Origin of the sequence: Lentzea sp. (genome assembly GCF_036380075.1) — a bacterium.
In the GTDB taxonomy this organism is placed as follows: domain Bacteria; phylum Actinomycetota; class Actinomycetes; order Mycobacteriales; family Pseudonocardiaceae; genus Lentzea.
Genome location: NZ_DASVFL010000209.1, coordinates 20,651 through 28,156, shown reverse-complemented (window position 1 = coordinate 28,156; position 7,506 = coordinate 20,651). Strand labels below are relative to the sequence as shown.

6 protein-coding genes are annotated in these 7,506 nt (G+C 71.2%); 5 read left to right on the top strand and 1 reads right to left on the bottom strand.

The genetic code is table 11. The annotated features are described in order from the left end of the window. Positions 1 to 416 precede the first annotated feature (416 nt). Positions 417 to 1,691 (bottom strand): MFS transporter, encoded by a 1,275-nt coding sequence (locus tag VF330_RS23185; RefSeq protein ID WP_330853761.1) that lies wholly within the window; start codon positions 1,689 to 1,691, stop codon positions 417 to 419. A gap of 182 nt (positions 1,692 to 1,873) precedes the next feature. On the opposite strand from VF330_RS23185, the gene VF330_RS23180 reads away from it, so the two are divergent. From VF330_RS23180 to VF330_RS23160, 5 genes are read left to right on the top strand one after another with little or no spacing between them, the layout of a single operon-like run. Then, positions 1,874 to 3,418 (top strand): ABC transporter substrate-binding protein, encoded by a 1,545-nt coding sequence (locus VF330_RS23180; protein WP_330853760.1) that lies wholly within the window; start codon positions 1,874 to 1,876, stop codon positions 3,416 to 3,418. Continuing rightward, a complete protein-coding gene (locus tag VF330_RS23175) occupies positions 3,419 to 4,369 on the top strand; it encodes an ABC transporter permease (protein ID WP_330853759.1) in 951 nt (316 codons plus the stop codon). Then, the gene (locus VF330_RS23170) at positions 4,366 to 5,157 is read left to right on the top strand and encodes an ABC transporter permease subunit (protein ID WP_330853758.1); all 792 of its coding nucleotides are present in this window, start codon (positions 4,366 to 4,368) and stop codon (positions 5,155 to 5,157) included. The genes VF330_RS23175 and VF330_RS23170 overlap by 4 nt, the downstream gene beginning before the upstream one ends. After that, positions 5,154 to 6,686 (top strand): ABC transporter ATP-binding protein, encoded by a 1,533-nt coding sequence (locus VF330_RS23165; protein WP_330853757.1) that lies wholly within the window; start codon positions 5,154 to 5,156, stop codon positions 6,684 to 6,686. Before VF330_RS23170 ends, VF330_RS23165 begins: the two co-directional genes overlap by 4 nt. Then, positions 6,679 to 7,440 carry a class I SAM-dependent methyltransferase gene (locus VF330_RS23160; RefSeq protein WP_330853756.1) on the top strand — a complete coding sequence of 254 codons (762 nt, stop codon included), beginning with the start codon at positions 6,679 to 6,681 and terminating at the stop codon, positions 7,438 to 7,440. Before VF330_RS23165 ends, VF330_RS23160 begins: the two co-directional genes overlap by 8 nt. Positions 7,441 to 7,506 lie beyond the last annotated feature (66 nt).

Genomic DNA, 7,506 nt, shown 5'->3' with positions numbered 1-7,506 from the left:
CATCGGCATCGACCCCGACGAACCGCGCCGCCGCCTCGACCCCGCGTTGCTGACCGACGACGAGCACTCGGCAGGCCCGTCCGCTTGGCGGCTGTTCGACGACCCACTGCCCGAGTGGGACAGCGAATTCCACGATCACGTGCACTGATCACCGAAGGAGACCCCGACCACGGCACCACCTGCGCCACGTTCCAAGACCGCATCGCCGCACTTCCAGCAGGGTCGGTGGCGCCGACCGAGCACGAGACCCACCTCGGGTGTGCCACTCGGACATGACGCTCTTCCGTGACTACGGGCGGGGAGCTGCACGCACAGGGACGCTCCGAGGTCGAGCCCCCGCTCGCTGCGTCACAAAAGCACATCACCATGCGTGGCGAGCCCTGCGGCGTCGACTGCGGTGCACCCGCAGTCGTTCATCAGCTGGGTACTCCGGTGGCAACCGGTTCGAGGTGGCGGCGGCGTTGCAGGGTGATGATCACCGCGCCTCCGATGACGCCGATGGCCGCCAGGACCGCGAACGGCGTCCAGCGGGCGGCGGCGCCCTCCAGGCCGAGCAAGCCGCCGACTCCTGCGCTGATGCCGGCCGCGACGAGCGCGGAGACGAGGTAGAAGTAGCCGTAGTAGGTGGCCACGAGCTTCTCGTTGCCGACAATCGGGATGAGTTCCAGCATGAACGGGTTGGCGACCGCGATCCCGACGCTGAACACCACGGTTCCCAGCAGCGCCGGCCCGGCGGGCAGGAGCGAGCCGGCCGGCGAAAGGCCCTCACCCGCGGTCTCGATCAGCGGTGCCGAGATCGCGAGGGGGACGAAGCCCGCACCGATGAGCGCCAGGCCGATCGCCATGGACTTGCCCGCGGGCCACCTCGCGCGGCACCAGGCGACGATGCGCACGCCGAACGCGATGCCCACGACGGTCGAGACGATGAAGATCGCGCCCACGGCCTCCGGGCGGCCGGTCACGCGCTGTGCTTCCAGCGGCAAGGCGAGGTAGAGCTGGTTGAACAGGGCGAAGTAGCTGGAGCCGGCGAGTGTGAAGAGCAGGAAGCGGCGGTTGCCCAGAACCTCGCGCCAACTGTGCAGCACACTGCCGGTGGGCGCCTCGACCACGTGCTTCGGGAGCACGAGCAGCTGCGCGACGGTGAGGCAGGCGAACACCGCGCAGGCGATGGCGCTGATCAGCCGGAAGTCCACGCTCAGGAGCACGGCGCCGAGGACTGGTCCGAGCAGGGTGCCGGCGTTGGCGACGACGTTGTAGACCGAGAACGCCTCGGCACGCCGGCCGGGTGACTCGTGGGTCAGGTAGAGGACGACGGCGGGGGTGAAGATCGCTCCTGCGACGCCGGTGAGCACGGTGGCGGTGAGGATGCCCGGCAGGCTGGTCGTCGTGGCGAACAGGCCGAACGCGACGACGCGGAGCCCGCAGCCCGCGATGATCATGGGCCGGGCGCCCAGGCGGTCGGCGATCGTACCGCTGACGACGTAGAGGCCCTGCTGGCTCAGCGTGCGGATGCCGAGGACCAGTCCGACCAGGGCCGCGGCGAAACCGAGGTCGTCGCGCAGGTAGGTGGCCAGGAACGGCAGCACCATGTAGAAGCCGAGGCAGATGCCGAACTGGTTGAGGACGAGCAGCTTGGCCGCGGGCGAGAGCTCTCCGAACGCACGCGCGGTGGCACCTTTCCCACGCCCCACCACGACGCTCCCCACGGTTGTCGACAGAGAGCCGATCGTAGGAAATGATCTAGGCCATGCGCTACTGCAACGGATTTGCAGTAGTGCTCGTCACAACCGGGGAACTGGTCACCGGTGTTGGCCGACGATCTCAGGGAGGGCCGGGCGTTGCCGGCAAGCGGGTGTTCGTCCGGAGGTCGTCGTTGAGTGTCAACCTGTCCCGCAGGGGCTTCTTCGCGCTGTCCGGCGTGGCCGGTACGTCCTTGCTCGTCGGCTGCGGTCCGGCAGCCGGCACCGGCGCGGGATCGTCCACGCCTGTGCGCGGCGGGCGCGTGCGGGCGTTGTTCCCCGGTGGAGGCGCGAAGGAGACGCTCGATCCGCACACGCCTCCCCTGTTTCTGGACCAGGCCCGGCACAAGGCGCTCTACGACAAGCTCACCGAGCTCGGCTCCGACATGCGACCCGTGCCGCGGCTGGCGGAGAAGTGGGAGTCCAACGCTGACGCGACGATCTGGCGCTTCACCCTGCGGCAGGCCCGATTCCACGACGGCAGGGCGCTGACCCCGGATGACGTGCTGGCGAGCCTCGCCCGCATCCTCGACCCCGCCGACCCGACCCGGACGGCCAAGAACCTGCTCTCGGCGCTCGACCTGGCCAACAGCCGGGCGGTCGGGACCACCGTGGTCGAGCTCGCGACGAAGGTTCCGGCGGCGGAGCTGCCCGCGTTGTTGTCGGGTACGGGCAACGCGATCGTGCCCGCCGACTTCCGCGATCCCGCCAAGGCGGTCGGCACCGGGCCGTTCTCCCTGGTGTCGTTCGACCGGGGCGAGTCGATGGTGGGCAAGCGGTTCGAGGACTTCTGGGGCGGCGCCGCCCACATCGACGAGCTGCACCTGCTGTCCGCCAGCGACGAGAGCGCACGGGGCAACGCCCTGCTCGGCGGTGAAGCCGAGTACGCCCACGACCTGAGTGCCACGTTCGCGCGCACCAACGAGGCGAACCCCGCCATCGCGGTGCTGGCCGCACAGGCCAGCGTCATGCAGGGGTTCGCCCTGCGCACCGACCAGGCGCCGTTCGACAACCCGGACGTGCGCAAGGCGTTCATGTTGCTGGCGGACCGGCAGCGGCTGGTGGACGTGGCGCTGTCGGGCCAGGGGCAGGTCGGCAACGACCTGTTCGGCAAGGGGTTCGAGTACTTCGCCGGCGACATCCCCCAGCGCGGCCGCGATGTCGCCGAGGCCAAGAATCTGCTGCTCAAGGCGGGCGCGGAGAACCTCGAGGTCACTCTGCACACCGCCGACCTCGCCGCCGGGATGGTCAACGCCGCCGCGCTCTTCGCCGAGCAGCTCCGCGAGGCCGGCGTCAAGGTGACCGTGGACAACCGGGCCAAGGAGACCTACTTCACCGACATCCTCACCGGATCGGGCATCTGGAGCTACCGCGCCGGAGCCGCTCCGATCCCGCAGAACCTGGCGCTGCGCATGGTGTCCGACGCGAAGCAGAACGTCACCGGCTGGCGCGACCCGGCGTTCGACGAGACCTTCGTCAAGGCGCAGTCCACAGTGGACGACGCCGCTCGTGGCGCTCTCTACCACCGGATGCAGCAGACGTTGCACGACCGCGGCGGCATGCTGGTGTGGGGCTACAGCGACTGGCTGGTCGGAACGTCAGCGAGGCTGCGTGGCGCCAAGGCCGCCCAGCCCAACACGGAGGACTGGGCACGGTACGACAAGGTCTGGCTGGCCTAGGTGGCACGCGGTTACGTCCTTCAGCGCGGCCTGGTCGCGCTGGTCCAGCTGGTGTTGCTGGCCGTGCTGGTGTTCCTGCTGACCGAGGCACTTCCCGGGGACGCCGCGTACGTCCGGTTCGGGGAGCAGACCACCCTCGACCAGGTCGCGGCGCTGCGTACCCAGCTGGAGCTGGACCTTCCCGCTCCGCAACGGTTTCTGGACTGGTTCGGGGACGTGCTCACCGGCGACCTCGGCACCTCGCTGGTCAACGGCGCCCCGGTCACCGAGGCCCTCGCGCGGGCGTTCCCGGTGACCCTGCTGCTGAGCGTGGTCACGTTGGCCGTCGTGGTCCCGCTCGCGGTCGTCCTCGGTGTCGCCGCCGGGCTGCGGGAGGGCAGCAGGCTGGATCGAGGCCTGACCGCGGTGACGCTGACGTTGCAGTCCATCCCGGACTTCGTTCTCGCGCTGCTGCTCGTGGCGCTGTTCGCGGTGCGGTTGCGATGGCTGCCGGCAACGGCGATCGGGGCGGACGCCGCGAGTCTGCTGGCCCGTCCCGAACTTCTCGTGCTCCCGGTGGCCGTGCTCCTCGCCAAGACCACCGGGGTGCTCAGCCGCCAGGTCCGGGCAGGCGTCGTCGACGCGGCGCGCTCGGAGTACGTCGCGCAGGCGAGGAGGCTCGGCGTGCCGGACCGCGCGGTCGTGCTGCGGCACATCCTGCCCAACGCGCTGGTCCCCGCGGTGCAGGAGCTGGCCAGGGTCGGTGACGGGCTTCTGGGCGGCGTTCTCGTCGTGGAAGCGGTGTTCGCGCTGCCGGGGGTCGCCACGGAGATCGTGGAGGCTGTGCAGGCACGCGACGTGCCCGTGGTGCAGTCGTTCGTGCTCCTGCTGGGGGCTCTCGCCCTGCTCGTCAACCTCGCGGTGGATCTCACCGCCCATCGGTTGGTGCCGCGTGCGGAGGTGCTGCGGTGAGGGGGCGCGCGGTGGTGGCGGCGGTGCTGGCCGGCCTTCCCCTGCTCGCGACGGTCGTGGGCCCGTTCGTCGCCGCCGGGGTGGAGTCACCTCCGGGAGCGCCGTACGTGCTGACCGGGCCGTACCTGTTGGGCACGGATGGTCTGGGCCGTGACGTGTTCGGGCAGCTGTTGCGCGGTGGTCCGTCCACGTTGCTGGTGGCACTGGTCTCGATCACGGGGGCGTACCTGCTCGGTGGTCTCGCGGGTCTGCTCGCCGCGTCCAGCCGCAGGCGGTGGGTCGACGAGGTGCTGCTGCGGCCGCTGGACGTGCTGCTCGCGGTACCGTCGCTGCTGTTGATCAGTGTGGTCGCCGTGTGGTGGCAGGCAGAGGCGTGGGCGGTCGCGGTGGTGGTCGGAGTGGTCAACGCTCCCGCCGTGGCGCGGCTCGTGCGCGGTGCCGCGCTCGACGCGTCCAGCAGCGGTGTCGCCGAAGCCCTGGCCCTGCAAGGACAGTCGTGGTGGAGGGTGCATTCCGGCTACGTCGCCCGCGCGGTGGCACGACCGGTCGCCGCCGACATCGGCACCAGGGTCACCGCCGCGGTCTACCTGATCGCGGCGGTGAACTTCCTCGGGCTCGGAGCCGACCCCACCTCGGCCGACTGGGCGGTCTCGGTCGCCCGCAACCGCAACGCCCTGCTGTTGCAACCGTGGTCGGTGCTCGCGCCCGCGTTGGTGGTCGTGTGCTTCACGGTCGGCATGAACCTGCTCGGGGACAGGGCCATGACGTCGAAGGAGGTGCCCTCATGACGCCGCTGGTCGAGGTCGCCGACCTCACCGCCCGAGCGGGAACCCGTCTGCTGCTCGACGACGTGTCGTTCCGGCTGACCGCGGGCGAGGTGACGGCGCTGGTGGGGCCGTCCGGCAGCGGCAAGACCACCGCCGCACTGGCACTGCTCGGCGAGCACCGGCACGGTGTCGAGCTGAGCGGCCGCGTCACGTTCGACGGCCAGCTCGTCATCGGCGTGCAGGGCGTGCAGCCACATGCCCACCGGATCCGGGGACGCTCGGTCGCCTACCTGCCCCAGCACCCTGGGGCCGCGCTCAACCCGGCCCGGCGGATCGGCTCCGTCCTCGGCGAGCTCGCCCGCCTGCACACCGGTGACCAGGACGCGGTCGGCGACGCGCTGCGCACCGCCGGGCTCGAAGACGACCGGGCGTTGCGGCGCCGGTTCCCGCACCAGTTCTCCGGAGGGCAACGCCAGCGGATCGCACTGGCCGAGGCGCTCGTCTGCCGGCCGCGGGTGCTCGTGCTCGACGAGCCCACCACCGGTCTGGACACCGTCACGAAGCTGCACGTCGTGGAACAACTGGCGGAGCTCGCCCGCACAGGGCTCGCGATCCTGCTGCTGACCCACGACCTGCCGGTCGTCTCCGCCTTGGCCGACAACGTCGTCGCCCTGCGAGCCGGACGCGTCAAGGCCGTCACGGTCACGCGCCCGGAGCCGATCGCCGTTCCCTCGCCGGCCCGCGAACCCGGGGCTGGTCCCGTCCTGGAGGTCGTCGGGCTGGGCGCGACGCACCGCACCGCCGGACGGTCGGTTTCCGTGCTGCACGACGTGTCGTTCGCCCTCGCTCCCGGACGGTGCCTGGGGCTCGTCGGAGCCTCCGGGAGCGGCAAGACCACTCTGGCGCGATGTCTCGCCGGTCTGCACGACCGGGTGCTCGGTGACGTGCGGCTTGACGGTCGCCCGCTACCGGTGCTCCGCCGCCGTTCCATCGAGGACAAACGCCGTGTGCAGTACGTGTGGCAGGAAGTCCGGGGTTCGTTCGAGGAAGGTCGTCCGGTGCTCGGCGAGGTGGCCCGCACCGCTGTCCGGTTGCGCGGCCTGAGCACTGCGGACGCCCGCGCCGAGGCCGTCGACCTCCTGGCCGAGCTGGGCGTGGACGAGCAGACGGCGAGCCGGCCGCCGGCGCGCATGTCGGGCGGTGAGCTGCAGCGCGCTGCCCTGGTTCGAGCGCTGCTCGCGCGTCCCGACGTGCTGGTGTGCGACGAGGTCACCACCGCGCTCGACGCGGATTCGGCCCGCAGTGTGCTTGACCTGCTCACCCGGCTTCGCCGGGATCACCGCACCGCCGTGGTGCTGATCAGCCACGACCTCCGGGCGGTGTGCGCCGAGGCGGACCACCTCGTCGTGCTCGAGTCCGGGTGCGTCGCCGACAGCGGTCCGCCGGGCGAGCTGCTCGTCTCTCCCGGTTCCCCCGTCACCGCGGCGCTCGTCGAGGCCGCCGAACTCGGCATGTCGGCACACGAACCAGAGGAGATCGGGCATGGCTGACCACAAAGCGGTCGCGACGGCGTGGGTCGAGCGGTGGGACCGCCAGCAGGAGCACTACATCGCCGGACGCGAGGAACGCTTCCAGGTGATCGGCGACGTCGTCGAACACGTGTGCGCGCAGGTCGACGCGGCGTTGGTCGTGGACCTCGGCTGCGGCCCGGGCTCGTTGTCGACGAGGCTGCACGCGAGGGTTCCCCACGCGACGATCGTCGGCGTCGACGTGCACCCGTTCCTCCTCGGCCTCGCCCGCCACACCCGGCCGGCGGAGGCGCCCGTCGACTACGTCCTGGCCGACCTCGCCGAGCCCGGCTGGACCGCGCACGTGGGCACCGCCCGCCAGTGGGACGCCGCGGTGTCGACCACCGCGTTGCACTGGCTCGAACCCGACCGTCTGCGCGGCGTCTACGCGGACCTGGCCGAGGTGATCCGTCCCGGTGGGGTGCTGGTCAACGGCGACCACCTGCACTTCGAGCAGCCGGTGCTGCGGGAGCTGGCCGAGTTCGTGCGCGACCGCCACGCTGAACGAGCGGGTGTGCTCGCGAACGAGGACTGGCGCGCCTGGTGGGACGAGGCCCGCTCCGATGCCGGGCTGCGCGAGTTGTTCACCGAGGAGGAGCTGACCACCAAGGCGGGCGGCTACGGCAACGACCTCAGCGTGCGCTGGCACGAGGAAGCACTGCTGCGGGCCGGGTTCAGCGACGTCGGGGTCGTCTGGCAGTACGGCGACGACCACGTGCTGGTCGCCGTGCGCTGAGCGGACGGGAACCGTTCCCGTTCGCTGCACGGGGGGCTTGCAGGTGACGGGGGTGGCCGCAAGAGG

Bases quoted from the DNA above. Each gene is read 5' to 3' on its own strand.
- VF330_RS23165 (WP_330853757.1), top strand. From the start codon at position 5,154: ATGACGCCGCTGGTCGAGGTCGCCGACCTCACCGCCCGAGCGGGAACC.
- VF330_RS23160 (WP_330853756.1), top strand. From the start codon at position 6,679: ATGGCTGACCACAAAGCGGTCGCGACGGCGTGGGTCGAGCGGTGGGAC.